The sequence below is a fragment of the Enterobacter cloacae complex sp. CDL013 genome (genome assembly GCF_049238805.1).
Lineage (GTDB): Bacteria > Pseudomonadota > Gammaproteobacteria > Enterobacterales > Enterobacteriaceae > Enterobacter > Enterobacter hormaechei_C.
This window is the reverse complement of the sequence record NZ_JBMKGT010000002.1, coordinates 532,345-549,272: the sequence shown is the minus strand read 5'-3', so window position 1 is coordinate 549,272 and position 16,928 is coordinate 532,345. Positions and strand designations below refer to the sequence as shown.

Here is a 16,928-nt window from a genome sequence, read left to right as displayed (position 1 = left end):
ATCCGTTTATGCTTAGCGGGCTCTTGGACGTCAGGAGGGAATAATGGCTAAGTCAGCATACCCAACAGGCGTGGAGAACCATGGCGGTACGCTCCGCATATGGTTCATCTATAAAGGCAGCCGGGTTCGTGAAAGCCTCGGCGTGCCCGATACACCAAAAAACAGAAAGGTCGCTGGCGAGTTGCGCGCGTCGGTGTGCTTTTCGATTAAAACTGGCAACTTCAACTATGCGGCCCAATTCCCTGACTCACCTAACCTGAAAAGATTTGGCGTAGAGAGTAAGGAAATCACCGTGCTGGGGTTGGCGAATAAGTGGCTTGAACTGAAGCGCATGGAGATCAGCACCAACGCGATGTCTCGCTATTCATCTATAGCGCGCAACATGGTGCCAAGGATCGGCGGTGACAGGCTGGTATCTGCGGTGACGCAGGAAGATCTGCTGTTTATCAGAAAGGAATTGCTGACCGGTTATCACACCCTGAAGGCGGGACAGAAAACGCCGATTAAAGGTCGTTCCGTAAGAACGGTCAACAACTACATGAAGATTATGGGGGGCATGTTTAAGTTTGCCGCCGATAGTGGATATGTCCGGGTGAATCCGTTTACCGGAATCGCCATGCTTAAGCGGTCTCGCTGCGAACCGGACCCGCTGACGCGCGATGAGTTTGTCAGGATGATTAACGCCTGCGCCCACCAGCAACTGAAAAACATGTGGTCTCTTGCCGTCTACACCGGCGTGCGCCACGGCGAACTCGTTTCGCTGGCCTGGGAAGATATCGACCTGAAAGCGGGTACGATGATGATCCGCCGGAACCACACGTTAACGAAGGAGTTCACCCTTCCGAAGACGGAGGCCGGAACGGACCGCATCATCAACCTCATTCAGCCAGCTATCGACGTACTGAAGAGCCAGGCAGAACTAACACGCCTAGGTAAGCAGTATCAGGTTGAGGTGAAACTGCGCGAGTATGGCCGTACTGATGTGCATCCGTGCACGTTCGTGTTCAACCCGCAGATCGCATCACGTAATGGCCGTGCCGGGCATCATTACGCAGTGGGGTCGATTAACCAGTCGTGGGAAGCCGCAATGCGACGCGCCGGGATTCGCTATCGCAAAGCATACCAGTCCCGACATACGTATGCATGCTGGTCGTTAGCTGCCGGTGCCAACCCGAACTTCATCGCGAAGCAAATGGGTCACACTGACGCGCAAATGGTTTATCGGGTGTACGGATCCTGGATGGCTGAAAATAACCAGGACCAGGTACTCATCCTCAACCAGAAATTAAGTGAGTTTGCCCCATCCATGCCCCACGCAGTTGGATCGGATGGTTATTAATTTTAAATATCATTAGGTTAGCTAACCTAAACCTGCATGCCCATCACTTCCTGGTATGCCGACACCAGCTTGTTACGCACCTGCAACCCCATCTGCAATGACACCGACGCTTTTTGCAGATCGGCCATCACATCGTTGAGCGCCACGCCGGGTTCGCCAAGGGTAAATCTCTCAGCCTGGGTACGGGCCGCGTTTTGCTTGTCGCTGATCCGGTCCAGCGCCGCATGCAGTTGACCGGCGAAACTGACGCCCGGCGGCTGGTCAGCCACGCTCTGATTACGGGCGGTCATCGCCGTTGCCTGTAACTGACTGAGTACCCCTTCAATGCCCTGTATAGCCATGACTCTCCCCTGGATGGTTTTTTACGAGGTCAAGACTAACAGCTTGTCAATAAGATAATGGCGGTAAATAGCGTTAAAAAACCAGGTTATTTGACGCATAGAAAATCCCGAATCATCAAATAATGGCAGGGCCATCAGTATGGAACTTTTGTCGTGTTTGCCGACCCGGGAGTCAGTTTTGTTTCTCTACACGAATAACGTAAACCACCAGGATTTAAGAGGTGCGCAATGAGTGCGACAGCAGCATCGACAGCGCCACAGAATAAATCACTCGAGTGGATGAACCGCCTTCGCGCCAACCCTAAGATCCCGTTGATTGTGGCAGGCGCTGCCGCCATTGCGATCGTTGTCGCGATGGTCTTATGGGCAAAAAGCCCCGATTACCGCACGCTCTACAGCAACCTTTCCGACCAGGATGGCGGTGCCATCGTCACCCAGTTGACCCAGATGAACATCCCGTATCGCTTTGCCGATAACGGCGGTGCGCTTGAAGTACCGGCAGATAAAGTGCACGAGCTTCGCCTGCGTCTCGCCCAGCAGGGGCTGCCGAAAGGCGGCGCGGTTGGGTTTGAGCTGCTGGATCAGGAAAAATTCGGCATCAGTCAGTTCAGCGAGCAGGTTAACTACCAACGCGCGCTGGAAGGTGAGCTGGCCCGTACGATTGAAACCTTAGGCCCGGTGAAAAGTGCCCGTGTGCACCTGGCGATGCCTAAGCCGTCCCTGTTTGTCCGCGAACAAAAGTCCCCTTCTGCCTCTGTGACCGTTAACCTCGAACCTGGCCGTGCGCTGGATGAAGGGCAGATCAGCGCCGTTACGCACCTGGTTTCCAGCGCGGTGGCCGGTCTGCCGCCAGGTAACGTCACGCTGGTGGATCAGAGTGGTCATCTGCTGACGCAGTCCAACACCGCCGGGCGCGATCTCAATGACGCTCAGCTGAAATACGCCGCGGATGTGGAAGGCCGTCTCCAGCGTCGCATCGAAGCGATTCTGGGCCCGGTGGTCGGCAGCAGCAACGTACACGCGCAAGTCACCGCGCAGATTGATTTCTCGAATAAAGAACAAACCGAAGAGCAGTACGCTCCGAACGGGGATGCCTCCCGCGCCGTGTTACGCTCGCGTCAGATCAATGAGTCGGAACAGGTCGGCGGCCAGTATCCTGGCGGTGTGCCGGGCGCGCTCTCTAACCAGCCTGCACCTGCCAACGCCGCGCCAATCTCCACCCCGCCGGCAAACCCGCAGAACGGTCAGCAAACGAATCAGCAGACGACCTCGACCGCGAACAGTACCGGCCCGCGTAACAGCAGCCGTAACGAAACGACCAACTACGAAGTCGACCGGACCATCCGCCATACCAAACTGAACACGGGCGATATTCAGCGTCTCTCTGTTGCCGTGGTGGTGAACTACAAAACGCTGCCGGACGGTAAACCGCTGCCGCTCACGGCGGAGCAGATGAAGCAGATCGAAGATTTGACCCGCGAAGCGATGGGCTTCTCTGAAAAACGTGGCGATACCCTCAACGTTGTGAACTCACCGTTCAACCCGGTGGATGAGACCGGTGGCGAACTGCCGTTCTGGCAACAGCAGGCGTTCTTCGATCAGCTGATGTCCGCAGGCCGCTGGCTGCTGGTGCTGATTGTCGCGTGGCTGCTGTGGCGTAAGGGCGTTCGTCCTCAGCTACAGCGTCGTGCTGAAGCCGAGAAAGCCGCGCTGGAACAGAAGAACGCGCGTCCGGACGAGGAAGAAGCGGTTGAAGTTCGTCTCAGCAAAGATGAACAGATGCAGCAGCGTCGTGCTAACCAGCGCATGGGCGCAGAGGTGATGAGCCAGCGCATTCGCGAAATGTCAGATAACGATCCGCGCGTCGTCGCGCTGGTCATCCGCGGTTGGATGGGTAACGAACATGAGTAATACGCTTACAGGCACCGATAAGAGCGTCATCCTGCTGATGACCATTGGGGAAGATCGCGCGGCGGAGGTGTTTAAACACCTCTCCCAGCGAGAAGTGCAGATCCTCAGCGCGGCGATGGCCAACGTGCGCCAGATCTCTAACAAGCAGCTGACCGAGGTGCTGGCGGAGTTTGAGCAGGAAGCCGAGCAGTTTGCCGCCCTCAACGTCAACGCCAACGAATACCTGCGCTCCGTGCTGGTTAAGGCGCTGGGCGAAGAGCGCGCCGCCAGCCTGCTGGAAGATATTCTCGAAACGCGCGACACCGCCAGTGGGATCGAAACGCTCAACTTTATGGAGCCGCAAAGCGCCGCCGATCTTATTCGCGACGAGCACCCGCAGATTATCGCCACCATTCTGGTCCACCTCAAACGGGGCCAGGCGGCCGATATTCTTGCGCTGTTCGACGAGCGCCTGCGCCACGACGTGATGCTGCGTATCGCCACCTTCGGCGGCGTCCAGCCAGCCGCGCTGGCGGAGCTGACCGAAGTGCTGAACAACCTGCTCGACGGCCAGAACCTCAAGCGCAGCAAAATGGGCGGCGTGAGAACGGCAGCGGAAATCATCAACCTGATGAAAACGCAGCAGGAAGAGGCGGTTATTACGGCGGTACGCGAGTTCGACGGCGAGCTGGCGCAGAAAATTATCGACGAGATGTTCCTGTTCGAAAACCTGGTCGAAGTGGACGACCGCAGCATCCAGCGCCTGCTCCAGGAGGTGGACTCCGAATCGCTGCTTATCGCCCTCAAAGGCGCCGAGCAGCCGCTGCGCGAGAAGTTCCTGCGCAACATGTCCCAGCGTGCGGCCGATATCCTGCGCGACGACCTGGCCAACCGTGGCCCGGTACGTCTGTCTCAGGTGGAAAACGAACAGAAAGCGATCCTGCTTATTGTTCGTCGACTGGCCGAAACCGGCGAGATGGTGATTGGCAGCGGAGACGACACCTATGTCTGATGAACTGTCGTGGAAGCGCTGGACGCCTGACGACCTCTCCCCTCCCAGCGCAGAGTTCACCCCTGCCGTTGTGTCGTCCGACGAGGGCGACGCCGGGGCGGGCGAACCCGAGCTGAGTGAAGAGGAACAGCGCGCCCAGTTGCTGGCCCAGATGCAAATGCAGGCGCACGAACAGGGCTTCAATGCAGGGATGAACGAAGGCCGTCAGACCGGGCACGCACAGGGTTATCAGGAAGGGCTGGCGAAAGGTTTAGAGCAGGGCATCGAGCAGGCGCGCCAGCAGCAGGCGCCGCTACATGCCCGCATGCAGCAGCTGGTGAGCGAGTTTCAGCATACGCTGGATGCGCTCGACAGCGTGATTGCTTCGCGCCTGATGCAGATGGCGCTGGAGGCGGCCCGTCAGGTGATCGGCCAGACGCCGATAGTGGATAACGCCGCGCTGATTAAGCAGATCCAGGGGCTACTCCAGCAGGAGCCGCTGTTCAGCGGCAAACCGCAGCTGCGCGTTCATCCTGATGATTTGCAGCGCGTGGAAGAGAGCCTCGGCGCGACGCTGAGCCTGCACGGCTGGCGGCTGCGCGGCGATCCGTCACTTCATCACGGAGGCTGTAAGGTCTCGGCGGATGAGGGCGATCTGGATGCCAGCGTCGCGACCCGCTGGCAGGAACTGTGCCGCCTGGCGGCACCGGGAGTCGTCTGATGACCGCTCGCCTTACGCGCTGGCTTAACACGCTTGATAATTTTGAAACGAAGATGGCGCAGCTGCCATCCGTTCGTCGTTATGGACGCCTGACGCGCGCCACCGGTCTGGTTCTGGAAGCCACGGGGCTGCAACTTCCGCTCGGCGCCACCTGCGTGATTGAGCGGCAGGACGGGGGGGAGACGCGTGAAGTGGAAAGCGAAGTGGTCGGGTTCAACGGTCAGCGCCTGTTTCTGATGCCCCTTGAAGAAGTGGAAGGGATTTTGCCCGGCGCCCGCGTCTACGCGAAAAACATTAGCGGTGACGGCCTGCAAAGCGGCAAACAGCTCCCGCTCGGTCCGGCGCTGCTGGGCCGCGTCCTGGACGGAAGCGGCAAACCGCTCGATGGCCTGCCCTCCCCTGATACCACCGAAACCGGCGCGCTGATCACCCAACCCTTCAACCCGCTGCAACGCACGCCAATCGAGCACGTACTGGATACCGGCGTGCGGCCGATTAACGCCCTGCTCACCGTGGGACGCGGCCAGCGTATGGGGCTGTTTGCCGGTTCCGGCGTGGGTAAATCGGTCCTGCTCGGCATGATGGCGCGTTATACCCAGGCTGACGTGATCGTCGTTGGCCTGATTGGTGAGCGTGGTCGCGAAGTCAAAGATTTCATCGAAAACATTCTGGGTACGGAGGGCCGCGCCCGCTCGGTGGTGATCGCCGCGCCTGCGGACGTGTCGCCGCTGCTGCGTATGCAGGGTGCCGCCTACGCCACGCGTATTGCGGAAGATTTCCGCGACCGGGGCCAGCACGTGCTGCTGATTATGGACTCCCTGACCCGCTACGCGATGGCGCAGCGTGAGATTGCGCTGGCCATCGGCGAGCCGCCCGCGACCAAAGGCTACCCGCCGTCGGTCTTCGCCAAGCTCCCGGCGTTGGTTGAGCGCGCGGGGAACGGCATCAGCGGCGGCGGCTCCATCACCGCGTTCTATACGGTACTGACCGAAGGTGATGACCAGCAGGACCCGATTGCCGACTCCGCGCGCGCGATCCTCGACGGCCATATCGTGCTGTCGCGCCGTCTGGCCGAAGCCGGGCACTACCCGGCGATTGATATTGAAGCGTCGATCAGCCGTGCGATGACGGCCCTGATCACCGAGCAACACTACGCCCGCGTGCGTAACTTCAAACAACTGCTCTCCAGCTTCCAGCGCAACCGCGATCTGGTAAGCGTCGGGGCGTACGCCAAAGGCAGCGACCCGATGCTCGATAAAGCGATTGCCCTCTGGCCGCAGCTGGAGGCATTTCTGCAACAGGGTATTTTTGAACGCGCCGACTGGGAAGATTCCCTCCAGGCACTGGAGCTGATTTTCCCGCAGGTGTAACACAGGTGGAGGGCGAAGGTCATGGCGCAGAACAGCGCGTTATCAACGCTGAAAGATCTGGCTGAAAAAGAAGTTGATGATGCCGCATTGCAGCTTGGCGCAATGCGACGCGGGTGCCAGCAGGCTGAAGAACAGTTGAAGATGTTAATCGACTATCAGCATGAATATCGCACCAACCTTAACACCGACATGACGCAGGGCATTGGTAGCCAGCGCTGGATTAACTATCAGCAGTTTATTCAGACGCTGGAAAAGGCGATTGAGCAGCATCGCCAGCAGCTTAACCAGTGGACGCAAAAAGTCGATACCGCGCTGAATTTCTGGCGCGAGAAAAAACAGCGGTTGCAGGCCTGGCAAACCCTACAGGACCGGCAGATTGCAGCCTCGACCCTGGCGGAAAACCGTCTGGATCAGAAAAAAATGGATGAGTTTGCCCAGCGCGCATCAATGAGGAAACCTGAATGATCACAATGCAACAACTGCTGATGACCGACAGCGACCCGTCCGGCGGCACGCTTGCCGGGAAAGGCGCTGAGGGCGCGCAAGATTTTCTCTCTCTGCTGGCGGGCGCGCTGACCGAGACCACCGGCAAAGGCAAAGATGCTCCGCTGACGCTGGCCGATCTAAAAGCGGCGGGAAGCAAGCTGTCGACAGCGGCACAGGAAAAAAACGGTGATACCACGCTCCAGGCCAAAATCGCCGAGCTGCTCTCCCGCCAGGAGACGCTGACCGGTGAAGATACCGCCGTCTCCCTGCAAAGCCTCGTCTCCGGCCTGAAACCCGCCGCGAATACGGATGCGCTGAAGGCGCTAACCCAGCCGGAGGCGAAAACAAACAGCGAGACCACGACTGAAGAAGAGGAGCTGGCCGGGTTAAGCGCGCTGATGGCGATGTTACCGCACCAGCAGACCACCACCCCGGTAGCGACGCAGCCTGCGAGCACCGGGGAGATCGCCCCCCGTGCCTCCCTCCCCTCTGCGCTAGCCCAGACGGATAACGGCCAGCATCAGCCGCTTAGCCATGCGTTAACGGGTCAGGAAAAAATGCCGGTTCAGGACAGCGACACCTCGCTGCCCGCCACGGCAGCCGTTACGCCAGCCGTCGCCGCCGTCGCGGAGAAGCAGGACGTAGCGAGCGCGGCGTCGCCTGCCGCCAGCCCAACCGCGACGCTGGCCCCGATCGTCAGTCACCTGGCGCCTTCACAGCCTGCCGCTACCGTTGCGACAGCGCCGGTGTTAAGCCAGCCGCTGGGCACGCACGAATGGCAGCAGAATCTGAGCCAGCACATCACCCTGTTCACCAGACAGGGACAGCAGACCGCAGAGCTGCGTCTGCACCCGGAAGATCTGGGTCAGGTGCAAATTTCGCTTAAGCTGGATGACAACCAGGCACAGTTGCAGATGGTTTCGCCCCACAGCCACGTTCGCGCGGCGCTGGAAGCGGCCCTGCCGATCCTGCGCACGCAGCTTGCGGAAAACGGCATTCAGCTTTCTCAAAGCAGCGTCAGCAGCGAGGGCTTTGCCGGGCAGCAGCAGTCCTCATCCGGGCAGCAACAGCACGCTTCGCGTTCCGGCCAGCATGGCGGGTTTAACGATGAGAGTGAAGAGTTATTGCCTGCCCCTGCCGCCCTGCAATCCGCCGCGCGCGGCAGCCGTGCCGTAGACATCTTTGCCTAAACGCCAGAGGTAACGTGATTATCCCCGTCTTTTCCACGCTTTGACCTAAGCCGGACACGGGATAATCACCGTATTAAGCTGTACCGAAACAGGAAGCTCGTATCAGATGACAGACTCCGCTATCACCAAAAAAAGCAAGCGTTCCATCTGGATCCCGCTGCTGGTGTTGATTACCCTCGCGGCCTGCGCCACCGCAGGCTACAGTTACTGGCGTATGCAGCAGGAACCCTCCAGCGCGGCCGCCAAAGCTGAAGCGCCGCCTCCACCGGCGCCGGTCTTCTACCCGCTGGATACGTTCACCGTGAACCTGGGCGATGCGGATCGCGTGCTTTACGTGGGTATTACGCTGCGTCTGAAAGATGAAGCGACCCGTGCACGTCTGAACGACTACCTGCCAGAAGTGCGTAGCCGTCTGCTGCTGCTGTTTTCTCGTCAGGATGCCTCCGCGCTCGCCACCGATGTGGGCAAGCAAAAGCTGGTCGATGCCATCAAACAGACGCTGGCGACCCCGCTGGTAAACGGCCAACCTAAGCAGGAAGTCACTGACGTTCTGTATACAGCCTTCATTCTGCGGTAACGACATGGGCGACAGTATTCTTTCTCAGGCAGAAATCGATGCGCTGCTCAACGGCGACAGCGATAAGAGTGACGAACCGAAACCGGGTCTGACCGGCGACGATAATATTCGTCCCTACGATCCCAATACCCAGCGTCGCGTGGTGCGCGAGCGTTTACAGGCGCTGGAGATCATCAACGAACGTTTCGCACGTCAGTTCCGTATGGGGCTGTTTAACCTGCTGCGTCGTAGCCCGGATATCACCGTCGGTGCCATCCGCATTCAGCCGTATCATGAGTTTGCCCGCAACCTGCCGGTGCCAACCAACCTTAACCTGATCCATCTGAAACCGCTGCGCGGTACCGGCCTGGTGGTGTTCTCGCCAAGCCTGGTGTTCATCGCAGTGGACAACCTGTTCGGTGGCGATGGCCGTTTCCCGACCAAAGTGGAAGGCCGCGAGTTTACCCATACCGAACAGCGCGTGATTAACCGCATGCTGAAGCTGGCGCTGGAATCCTACAGCGACGCGTGGAAAGCGATTAACCCGCTGGAAGTGGAGTACGTGCGTTCCGAGATGCAGGTGAAATTTACCAACATCACCACCTCCCCGAATGACATCGTCGTGAATACCCCGTTCCACGTCGAGATCGGCAACCTGACGGGCGAGTTCAACATCTGCCTGCCGTTCAGCATGATTGAACCGCTGCGCGAACTGCTGGTGAACCCGCCGCTGGAGAACTCACGTCACGAAGATCAGAACTGGCGTGAGAACCTGGTGCGTCAGGTGCAGCACTCGCAGCTGGAGCTGGTAGCCAACTTTGCCGACATCTCCATGCGGTTATCGCAGATCCTGAAATTACAACCCGGCGACGTTTTGCCGATAGATAAACCCGACCGCATTATTGCCCATGTGGATGGCGTACCCGTGCTGACAAGCCAGTACGGCACGATTAACGGCCAGTATGCGTTACGCGTTGAGCACTTGATCAACCCGATTTTGAATTCGCTGAATGAGGAACAGCCCAAATGAGTGACATGAACAATCCGTCCGATGAAAACAGCGGAGCACTGGACGATCTGTGGGCTGACGCGTTAAACGAGCAGAAAACGACGCCGACGAAAAGCGCGGCAGACGCGGTCTTTCAGCAGTTAGGCGGCGGCGACGTCAGCGGCACGTTGCAGGACATCGACCTGATTATGGACATTCCGGTCAAGCTCACCGTTGAGCTGGGTCGCACCCGCATGACCATTAAAGAGCTGCTGCGCCTGACGCAGGGTTCCGTGGTGGCGCTTGACGGTTTAGCGGGTGAGCCGCTGGATATTCTGATCAACGGCTACCTGATTGCACAAGGCGAAGTGGTGGTGGTGGCCGATAAATACGGCGTACGTATCACCGACATCATTACCCCTTCCGAACGTATGCGTCGTCTGAGCCGTTAAGTATGAAAACCCAGGCAACACTGTCCGCGCCCTCCGCCGTACCCGGCTCACCGCTGCTCCAGGTGAGCGGCGCGCTGTTCGGTATTATTGCCTTTATCCTTATCGCCGCCTGGCTGGCAAAGCGTTTCGGTCTGGCGGGGAAAACGGCCGGTACCCGCGGGTTGAAGGTCAGCGCCAGCACCCCGCTAGGACCGCGCGAACGCGTGGTCATTGTGGAGGTGGAAGATGCGCGACTGGTGCTGGGCGTGACCGCCTCCAGCATTAACGTTCTTCACACGCTGCCCCCTGCGCCTGCCACGGTGGAGGCTAACGCCCAGGCCCCTGCGGATTTCCAGTCCGTTATGAAGAGTTTGCTCAAGCGTCCCGGGAGATCCTGATGCGCCGTTTGTTATTCCTTACGCTGGCAGGCCTGGGCCTGTTCGCGCCCTCTGTGTATGCGCAACTGCCGGGGCTGGTTTCCACGCCGCTGGCGAACGGGGGACAAAGCTGGTCCCTGTCCGTGCAGACGCTGGTGTTCATCACCTCGCTGACCTTTATCCCGGCGATCCTGCTGATGATGACCAGCTTCACCCGCATCATCATTGTGTTTGGTCTGCTGCGAAATGCGCTCGGCACACCGTCCGCACCGCCCAATCAGGTGCTGCTGGGTTTAGCCCTGTTCCTGACCTTTTTCATTATGTCGCCGGTTATCGACAAGATTTACACCGAGGCGTACCAGCCGTTCAGCGAAGATAAAATTTCCATGCAGGTTGCCCTGGAAAAGGGGGCTCAGCCATTACGTGAATTTATGCTTCGCCAGACGCGCGAAGCGGATTTGGCCCTGTTTGCCCGTCTCGCTAACACGGGCGAGTTACAGGGACCGGAAGCGGTGCCGATGCGCATCCTGCTGCCAGCGTATGTCACCAGCGAGCTGAAAACCGCGTTCCAGATTGGCTTCACCATTTTCATTCCGTTCCTGATTATCGACCTGGTGATCGCCAGCGTTCTGATGGCGCTCGGGATGATGATGGTTCCGCCCGCGACCATTGCCCTGCCCTTTAAGATCATGCTGTTCGTGCTGGTCGACGGCTGGCAGCTGCTGGTCAGCTCGCTGGCGCAGAGTTTCTACAGTTGAGGAGCGCGCAATGACGCCTGAGTCGGTCATGATGATGGGCACGGAGGCGATGAAAGTCGCGATTGCCGTCGCCGCGCCCCTGCTGCTGGTTGCGCTAGTCACCGGTCTGATTATCAGTATTCTCCAGGCCGCCACGCAGATTAACGAAATGACCCTGTCGTTCATCCCGAAGATCATTGCCGTCTTCGTGGCGATTATCGTTGCCGGGCCATGGATGCTCAATTTGCTGCTGGACTATATGCGCAACCTGTTCACCAATCTGCCTTACATCATCGGCTGACGGACGATGCTGCATTTCACCAGCGATCAATTTGTTCAGTGGCTCGGGATCTATTTCTGGCCGATGCTGCGCATCATGGCGCTGATCTCCACCGCCCCCATACTCAGTGAAAAGTCGGTGCCTAAACGCGTCAAAATTGGGCTGGGCATGGTTATCACGATTATCGTTGCCCCTTCCCTGCCGGCGGTGGATATCCCGATCTTTTCCCCGAATGCGATCTGGATTGCCCTGCAACAGGTGATGATTGGCGTGGCGGTCGGGTTCACGATGCAGCTCGCCTTCGCCGCGGTTCGAACGGCGGGTGAACTTATCGGTTTGCAAATGGGCCTGTCTTTCGCGACGTTCGTTGACCCGGGCAGCCACCTGAATATGCCCGTGCTGGCGCGTATTATCGACCTGCTGGCGATGCTGTTGTTTCTCTCGTTCAACGGCCACCTGTGGCTCATCTCGATGCTGGTGGACACCTTCCACACGCTGCCGATTGGCGACAACCCGGTCAACAGCAACGCGTTTCTGGCGCTGGTGAGGGCTGCCGGGCTGATCTTCCTCAACGGGCTGATGCTGGCGCTGCCGATCATTACCCTGCTGCTCACCGTTAACCTCGCATTAGGTTTACTCAACCGAATGGCTCCGCAGCTGTCGGTATTCGTCATCGGCTTTCCGGTGACGTTGACGGTTGGCCTTTTATTAATGTCATTATTGATGCCACTTATCGCCCCCTTCTGCGAACATTTATTCAGTGAGATATTCAATCTGTTAGCGGATATTGTTAGCGAACTTCCACGCAAATAATAACCCGCAGTGTTTGCAATGTCTTTCTGAGGATATTCCTAAAAATAATCTCGAAAAACATCTACCAGGATATATCTGACGCGGTTTAAATGTTTCTAACCACCTCACAATACTTAATATTTACTTTACTTTAAGATGATTCCTGGCAAATTATACGTAACTTTACGGGATAGTGAGTTCGCCTGAAAGTCTTTGTCATGCTCACAGGTTTTATTAGATTTTTTCCATCCCGTATGGCTGTTTATGAGCTCTCAGGCAGGTGGTGAATTATCGTTACGCATTGAGTGAGGGTATGCCATGTCAACGATCATTATGGATTTATGCAGCTACACCCGGCTAGGGTTAACCGGGTACTTAGCAAGCAGAGGGGTTAGAAAGAGAGACATCAACGATGCACACACCGTTGAAGAACTCGCAGCCGCTTGTGACGCCCACAAGCCCGGCGTGGTGTTTATTAATGAGGACTGTTTCATTCACGACCCCGCTAACAGTCAGCACATTAAGCAGATCATTAATCAGCATCCTAAGACCCTGTTTATTGTTTTTATGGCGATCGCCAATATTCATTTCGATGAGTATTTGTTGGTGCGTAAAAACTTATTAATCAGCTCGAAATCGATTAAACCAGAGTCACTTGATGACATTCTGGGCGATTATTTGAATAAAGAAGTTAAGAATGTAGGGGCGATTAACTTACCCACCCTATCATTAAGCAGAACTGAATCAAGTATGCTAAGAATGTGGATGGCTGGACAAGGGACAATTCAGATCTCAGACCAGATGAATATCAAGGCAAAAACAGTATCGTCACACAAAGGAAATATTAAAAGGAAAATTAAAACGCATAATAAGCAAGTGATATACCATGTCGTACGCCTGACAGATAATGTGACGAATGGGATTTTCGTTAATATGCGCTAATTTGCACGGCCATGTTGTACCCTACCTTGATCTCTGGCCTGGCCAGAGATTTTGCTTTTAAGCAGCCGGAGCCGGGGAGAAGACGCCCCCGACGCCGCCCTATTCCGCCGTTTCCACAAAGATCCCATCCGGGTGCCCCAGTTCGTTGAAGAACCAGATGCCGAGCGGGTAATCTTCCAGCGACACCAGATACATTGTGCCTTCATTAAACTCTTCTATTGCCAGAACCACGCCCGGGCGGCGCGGCCCACCGTCCGTTTTGACGGTTACCCGATCGTTGACCTTCATACATTCCTCCTGTGGTTTTGAGCCAGTGTAGAACAAATTACATTGCCTGGCATCGCCGCCTGGCGCGAATGGCGTTTTTGTGTGCGGTCTATACTTAGCTGTTGAGACGGTTAAATGAGGAGCCCGCCATGAAGACTGACAAAGAGTACAGCGACACCATTAAGCGTGAGGTTGAAGTGGATGTCGATGCCCTGCTTGCCGCCATCAATGAAATTAGTGAGTCCGAAGTTCATCGCGCGGAGGATAATTCAGACCGTGTCGTGGTCAATGGTCGGGATTACCATACCTACCGTGAACTGGCTGAAGCATTCGAGCTGGATATCCATGACTTTAGCGTCTCGGAGACGAACCGCTAAGACGAAAAAAATCCCGGTCATGGGGATGACCGGGATCAAACTTGCTTATGCAAGAAGCACTTGTAAATTCGTTACACCAGGAAATCTGATGCAGGTAAGACATTATCCCCAACAGAATTGTCTTACAAGCATATATTCTCTTAGCGAATATTATATTTTATACATGTGAATTTTGGTTATGAGTATAAACCTGCGCCGCGTGTGGGTTTGTCGGGATCGTTTGCACTTAAACGGCGCTTCAATGCCTATTTTTTTTAAGATTTTTCTTAGGAAAAAGCATCATCCGGGAGACATTATGCCTTCGCTTGAGGAGACTCTTCTTGTCTTTACCGACCTCGACGGCACGCTGTTGGATTTTCACACCCTTGACTGGCAGCCTGCGGCCCCGTGGCTGGAAAAATTAATGGATGAACAGATACCGGTCATTCTGTGCAGCAGCAAAACCGCGTCCGAGATGGATGACATCCAGCAGGAACTGGGGCTTGGCGGGCTGCCCTACATTGCGGAAAACGGCGCGGTGATCCAGCCTGACGTACGGTGGGAAAACGCCGCACGGTTCATCTCAGAAAAGAAGCATGACGATATCCGGCAGTGTATTGCCCGGGTACGCCAGGAGATGCATCTGAAATTCACCACCTTCGATGATGTGGACGAGCACGTAGTCGCCGAATGGACCGGGCTGAGCCGTCCCCGTTCGGTGCTTGCGCGCAAGCACGAGGCTTCCGTGACGCTGATCTGGCGTGACAGTGATGAACAAATGAGATACTTTGCCGCCGAACTCGCCCGGCAGCGGCTGAAGATCGTCCAGGGTGCACGCTTCTGGCATATTCTGGACACCTGCTGCGGCAAAGACGTGGCGGTTCACTGGCTTGTGGACCAGTATCGCCTGCACGAGGGCTACGAACCGACGACGCTGGGCCTGGGCGACGGCCCCAATGATGCCCCGCTGCTGGACAGCGTAGGCTTCGCCGTGGTGGTGAAAGGCTTCAACCGGGAGGGTATCAGCCTTATAAACAACGATCCAGCCCGGGTTTATCACACTCAGCACACCGGGCCGACCGGCTGGTGCGAGGGACTTGATTACTTTTTGAGGTGATCTTGCCAGATGACCCGGTTACGCCCGCGCTGTTTCGCCTCATACAGACGCGCATCGGCGGTGGATTGCAGATTTTCGAAGTGATAATTGCCCTTCTCCTGCGCACCAGAGACGCCAAACGACGCACTCACGCGCAGGGTGGTACTTTTCTTAATCAGGATCTCTTTGCTGTCGATACGCTCGCGGATCTGCTCTGCGACTTCCGCCGCCTCTTCAAGCGTCATGCCGGGCAGCACCACACAGAACTCTTCCCCCCCGACACGTCCGGCAATATCTTTATCACGGAAGGTGCTGGCAATCAGCCCCGCGGCATGGGACAACACCTTATCACCCGCCTGATGCCCGAACCGATCATTGATACTCTTGAAGCAGTCAAGATCGATCTGAATGACCGAGAAAGGCAGCGACTGCTGTTCACACTGCTTCGCCAGTATTTTCGCCTGATCAAACAGCGATCCACGATTATTCAGCCGGGTCAGAGGGTCATGCCAGGCCTGCCATTGCAGCGAGTTCTGCATCGAATACATATTACTGACCATGCGCCGGATCACCAGCCATGAGATGAGCAGCATCGCGGTGAACAGCGCCCAAAGCAATGCCAGCACAATGCTGATGCTACCGAAATCGCCGCGCACCCCTTCATCCAGGGTGTGCACGCGCAGGATGACGCCATCAAAATGGTCAAGACGCTCCCAACTGACAAAACGACTCCCCAGACGAATGCCGCCTTCGGAATCCGATTCTATCGCGTGCGCTATCTGGGCTAATTCGCGCGCGTCAAAATGATTAACGTCCACAGCAGGTGACTCAGATGTCGCAAGCAGGGTAAGCCGGCTGTCATACAGCTGGTATTCCCCTTCCGGGTTATCGCCCACGGCTTCCACCAGCAGGCGACGCAGGGTGGCAAAGGTGAAATCCATCGCCACCACGCCATACCAGACGTGATGGTAATAAACCGGCACGCTGGCGGTAATCAGCGGCTTTTTGCCCACAAAAGAGGAAGGCGGCGAGATAAACCAGCGCACGGCACGCGCACGGTTTTCACGCTCGGACTGTTGGGTAAACCAGGGCTGAGTGACCAGATGATAATAGCGCTGCACGATATCGCTGGAATTTCCCGGCGTATCCGTTTCCAGAAAGAATCCGGCGCGAGAGACATAAATCACGCGCTCTTCGTTGCGGGAAGGGCTGGATGCCAGACGCAGTAAATACCCCACTTCAAGCGCCGCGGACAATTCATTATCAAGGTACTCATCATCACGGTTCAGAAGAGTGGTCTTTTCAACGAAGGCATCCGAAACACCGTTGATCGGTAATGTGCGCCGTTTATCAACCGCAATTTGCCAGGTGGGAGACGTGCGCAAATGCGCAAAACGCTTTACCGCATCATGCAGCGCGCCAAACGCCAGCGGCGTTTCCAGCGCATCATGCATGCTGTGGCGAAAAAACAGCATTTTATCGACGCTGAACTGAAGCTGTCTGTCCAGCGCACTGGCAACCGTTTCCAGATGGTTACGCTGGCTGGAGATATAAGCATCTTCCAGTACCACAACTTCGCGCCAGGTCAGGAGAGTGGAAAAAATCAGGACAACGATAAAACAGAGGTTAACAATCAAACTGGGATTGCTACGCTTATGCAGCCACTGCAAAAAAGATTGTTTTACAACAAAGGTATCGTGCTGCACACACACTCCCTGATTGTCGCTCACCATCCGATATGATAAGTCTTCTGCCAGTAAAAACGCCCGGCAAGGCCG

At 56.6% G+C, this 16,928-nt stretch carries 19 protein-coding genes and 1 pseudogene; 17 read left to right on the top strand and 3 right to left on the bottom strand.

Going from position 1 to position 16,928, the window contains the following annotated elements:
- The first annotated feature begins 43 nt into the window (after nt 1–43).
- The gene (locus ACOTXD_RS05545) at nt 44–1,339 is read left to right on the top strand and encodes a tyrosine-type recombinase/integrase (protein ID WP_061856565.1); all 1,296 of its coding nucleotides are present in this window, start codon (nt 44–46) and stop codon (nt 1,337–1,339) included.
- Between the two features lie 26 nt (nt 1,340–1,365).
- On the opposite strand, the gene fliE is transcribed toward ACOTXD_RS05545, so the two are convergent.
- Nucleotides 1,366–1,680, bottom strand: coding sequence for a flagellar hook-basal body complex protein FliE (fliE, locus tag ACOTXD_RS05540; RefSeq protein ID WP_003859612.1), 315 nt, complete (start codon nt 1,678–1,680; stop codon nt 1,366–1,368).
- Nucleotides 1,681–1,908: 228 nt separating this feature from the next.
- Between fliE and fliF the strand changes: the two genes are divergently transcribed.
- The 14 genes and pseudogenes from fliF (at nt 1,909) to rcsA (ending at nt 13,431) form a co-directional block, all read left to right on the top strand.
- Complete coding sequence (gene fliF / locus ACOTXD_RS05535; protein WP_045617692.1) at nt 1,909–3,591, top strand: flagellar basal-body MS-ring/collar protein FliF; 1,683 nt, start codon at nt 1,909–1,911, stop codon at nt 3,589–3,591.
- Nucleotides 3,584–4,582, top strand: coding sequence for a flagellar motor switch protein FliG (gene fliG / locus ACOTXD_RS05530; RefSeq protein ID WP_003859608.1), 999 nt, complete (start codon nt 3,584–3,586; stop codon nt 4,580–4,582). The genes fliF and fliG overlap by 8 nt, the downstream gene beginning before the upstream one ends.
- Nucleotides 4,575–5,282 (top strand): flagellar assembly protein FliH, encoded by a 708-nt coding sequence (gene fliH / locus ACOTXD_RS05525; protein ID WP_045346618.1) that lies wholly within the window; start codon nt 4,575–4,577, stop codon nt 5,280–5,282. The genes fliG and fliH overlap by 8 nt, the downstream gene beginning before the upstream one ends.
- Nucleotides 5,282–6,652, top strand: coding sequence for a flagellar protein export ATPase FliI (fliI, locus tag ACOTXD_RS05520; RefSeq protein WP_045330340.1), 1,371 nt, complete (start codon nt 5,282–5,284; stop codon nt 6,650–6,652). The genes fliH and fliI overlap by 1 nt, the downstream gene beginning before the upstream one ends.
- A 21-nt stretch (nt 6,653–6,673) precedes the next feature.
- Nucleotides 6,674–7,117, top strand: a complete 444-nt coding sequence (gene fliJ / locus ACOTXD_RS05515; protein WP_006811155.1) for a flagellar export protein FliJ — start codon at nt 6,674–6,676, stop codon at nt 7,115–7,117.
- Entirely contained in the window at nt 7,114–8,328 is a 1,215-nt protein-coding gene (gene fliK / locus ACOTXD_RS05510) for a flagellar hook length control protein FliK (RefSeq protein ID WP_061856566.1), read from the top strand. The genes fliJ and fliK overlap by 4 nt, the downstream gene beginning before the upstream one ends.
- Before the next feature lie 106 nt (nt 8,329–8,434).
- Nucleotides 8,435–8,905 carry a flagellar basal body-associated protein FliL gene (gene fliL, locus ACOTXD_RS05505; protein ID WP_003859598.1) on the top strand — a complete coding sequence of 157 codons (471 nt, stop codon included), beginning with the start codon at nt 8,435–8,437 and terminating at the stop codon, nt 8,903–8,905.
- Nucleotides 8,906–8,909: 4 nt separating this feature from the next.
- Nucleotides 8,910–9,914 (top strand): flagellar motor switch protein FliM, encoded by a 1,005-nt coding sequence (gene fliM / locus ACOTXD_RS05500; RefSeq protein WP_003859594.1) that lies wholly within the window; start codon nt 8,910–8,912, stop codon nt 9,912–9,914.
- A complete protein-coding gene (gene fliN / locus ACOTXD_RS05495; protein ID WP_003859592.1) occupies nt 9,911–10,324 on the top strand; it encodes a flagellar motor switch protein FliN in 414 nt (137 codons plus the stop codon). Before fliM ends, fliN begins: the two co-directional genes overlap by 4 nt.
- Nucleotides 10,325–10,326: 2 nt before the next feature.
- A complete protein-coding gene (gene fliO, locus ACOTXD_RS05490; RefSeq protein ID WP_003859591.1) occupies nt 10,327–10,701 on the top strand; it encodes a flagellar biosynthetic protein FliO in 375 nt (124 codons plus the stop codon).
- Nucleotides 10,701–11,438, top strand: a complete 738-nt coding sequence (gene fliP, locus ACOTXD_RS05485; RefSeq protein ID WP_003859589.1) for a flagellar type III secretion system pore protein FliP — start codon at nt 10,701–10,703, stop codon at nt 11,436–11,438. Before fliO ends, fliP begins: the two co-directional genes overlap by 1 nt.
- A gap of 10 nt (nt 11,439–11,448) precedes the next feature.
- Nucleotides 11,449–11,718: a flagellar biosynthesis protein FliQ gene (gene fliQ / locus ACOTXD_RS05480; RefSeq protein ID WP_003859587.1), complete on the top strand. Its 270-nt coding sequence runs from the start codon at nt 11,449–11,451 to the stop codon at nt 11,716–11,718.
- Nucleotides 11,719–11,724: 6 nt separating this feature from the next.
- A pseudogene (fliR, locus tag ACOTXD_RS05475) lies at nt 11,725–12,517 on the top strand (flagellar biosynthetic protein FliR); the annotation flags it as partial.
- A 290-nt stretch (nt 12,518–12,807) separates the two neighbouring features.
- Nucleotides 12,808–13,431 (top strand): transcriptional regulator RcsA, encoded by a 624-nt coding sequence (gene rcsA, locus ACOTXD_RS05470; protein ID WP_003859584.1) that lies wholly within the window; start codon nt 12,808–12,810, stop codon nt 13,429–13,431.
- A gap of 99 nt (nt 13,432–13,530) precedes the next feature.
- Here rcsA and dsrB read toward each other — a convergent pair whose 3' ends face one another.
- Nucleotides 13,531–13,719, bottom strand: coding sequence for a protein DsrB (gene dsrB, locus ACOTXD_RS05465; protein ID WP_003859583.1), 189 nt, complete (start codon nt 13,717–13,719; stop codon nt 13,531–13,533).
- A gap of 128 nt (nt 13,720–13,847) precedes the next feature.
- Between dsrB and yodD the strand changes: the two genes are divergently transcribed.
- Nucleotides 13,848–14,075, top strand: coding sequence for a YodD family peroxide/acid resistance protein (gene yodD, locus ACOTXD_RS05460; protein ID WP_017383339.1), 228 nt, complete (start codon nt 13,848–13,850; stop codon nt 14,073–14,075).
- A 295-nt stretch (nt 14,076–14,370) separates the two neighbouring features.
- Nucleotides 14,371–15,171 carry a mannosyl-3-phosphoglycerate phosphatase-related protein gene (locus tag ACOTXD_RS05455; RefSeq protein ID WP_003859579.1) on the top strand — a complete coding sequence of 267 codons (801 nt, stop codon included), beginning with the start codon at nt 14,371–14,373 and terminating at the stop codon, nt 15,169–15,171.
- Here the strand turns inward: ACOTXD_RS05455 and dgcQ are convergent.
- Nucleotides 15,156–16,856, bottom strand: coding sequence for a cellulose biosynthesis regulator diguanylate cyclase DgcQ (dgcQ, locus tag ACOTXD_RS05450; protein ID WP_061856568.1), 1,701 nt, complete (start codon nt 16,854–16,856; stop codon nt 15,156–15,158). The genes ACOTXD_RS05455 and dgcQ overlap by 16 nt on opposite strands.
- Nucleotides 16,857–16,928 lie beyond the last annotated feature (72 nt).